This window comes from Scandinavium lactucae (genome assembly GCF_033843265.1).
Lineage (GTDB): Bacteria > Pseudomonadota > Gammaproteobacteria > Enterobacterales > Enterobacteriaceae > Scandinavium > Scandinavium lactucae.
Window position 1 is genome coordinate 1 of sequence record NZ_JAWXRD010000018.1, and the last position, 1,726, is coordinate 1,726.

Genomic DNA, 1,726 nt, shown 5'->3' on the forward strand with positions numbered 1-1,726 from the left:
GCGGGCCGGGTGACCGCCGTTCAGGGGGAAGGCGGCTATTTCTGTGACCGTTTTATCTATGACGAACGCCACCGCCGGACCACCTATATCGACGGCGAAGGCGGTCGTTCGGTTTACGAATACAATCCGGCAGGGCGGGTGACCCGGGTCACCGACCCGCTGGGACGGGTGACGCAGACGCTGTGGGACCATGGCAATAAAGTGCGTGAGACCGACGCGCTGGGGCGTGAGACCCGCTACCGCTACAACGCTTATGGCCAGGTGATACAGGTCAGTAACGCCGCGGGCGACACGGTGCGGTATGACTACAACGACGCCGGTCAGGTGATAAAGCTCACGCAGCCCGACGGACAATGCTGGCAGTTTGCGTGGAATGACCAGGGGCGACAGGTCAGCCGGACCGACCCGCAGGGGCAGGTGACCGTCAGGGACTATAACGCGCAGGGGCAGTGCCTGAGTGAGCATCAGCCCGACGGTGCGGCGTGGCATTATGGCTACAATGCCCGGCATCAGCTGACCACCCTGACCGGGCCCGATAAGGCCGTCACCCGGCTTGAACAGGACCTGTTCGGGCGGGTGCTGCGCGTCACGGACCCGCAGGGGCATCTCACCCGGTATACCCATTCTGAGACGCATGCCGGCGTGGAGGGCAGCCTGACGCAGGTGAGTCTGCCGGACGGCGTCACGCAGCGACCCGGCTACGACGGTGAAAAACGCCGGGCGAGTTTCACCGACGGTGAGGGGAAAACCACCCGCTACCGGTACGGGGCGTTCGACCTGCTGCTGGGGCTGACCCGCCCGGACGGGAAGGCCCTGCGCTTTGCGTATGACTCGCTGACGCGGCTGATTGCGGTGACCTGCGCGGGCGGGGAAACCTACAGGCTTGAGCGCGATGCGGCCGGGCAGGTTGTCCGTGAGACGGACTTCACCGGCCGCAGCGTGCGGTATGAGTACGACGCCGCGGGCCGGCGCACGGGGGCCTGGCATCCCGACAAGCGGATTGTCCGCTGGCACTATTCCCTGCGCGATGAGCTGATACGCCAGGAGGTGTGGCAGGGCGGCGACACACAGTCCACGCTGCTGGCGGTCACGCAGTACGGGTATGACCGGCAGGGGCGGATGATACGGGCGCAGAACGACGACGCACGGGTGGAGTTTGAATATGACGCAGCCGGGCGTCAGGTGTGTGAGCGGCTCAACGGGCAGGCGGTGACGCAGCAGTGGGATGCCCGGGCACAGCGTGCCCTGTCGCGGACATACGGCGGGCTGAGGTCAGGTTACGAATACGATGCGGGGGGACGGATAAGCGCCCTGCAGGTAGGGGATTTTACCCCGCTGTCGCTGAGCTACGACGCGGCGGGCCGGGAGCATCTGCGCCAGAGCCGGGCGGGTTTTATTCAGGCGCAGGGCTATACCCCGACGGGGAGGCTGGAAGTGCAGGCGGCAGGCCGGGACTCGGCGCAGTTCAGGCATCTGCTGGGCGGGGACGGGAGTGAGATGAGCGGCAGCGTGGTGACCCGGCGCTGGGCGTATGACGGGGCGTATAATGTACGGCGCATGGAGGATGGCCTGTGGGGCAACGCGCAGTTCAGTTACGACCAGAACGACCAGATAACCCGGGCGATGCCGGGCGGGACAGCGTTCCCGGACGAGCGGTTTGAGTACGACGCGGACCTGAATATCCGTTCGGTACTGGCGGCGGAACAACTCATCAGCCAGCAACAGC

1 pseudogene is annotated in these 1,726 nt (G+C 65.9%); it reads left to right on the plus strand.

The window, feature by feature from the left end:
- A pseudogene (locus tag SIK69_RS07990) lies at nucleotides 1-1,726 on the plus strand (RHS repeat-associated core domain-containing protein); the annotation flags it as partial.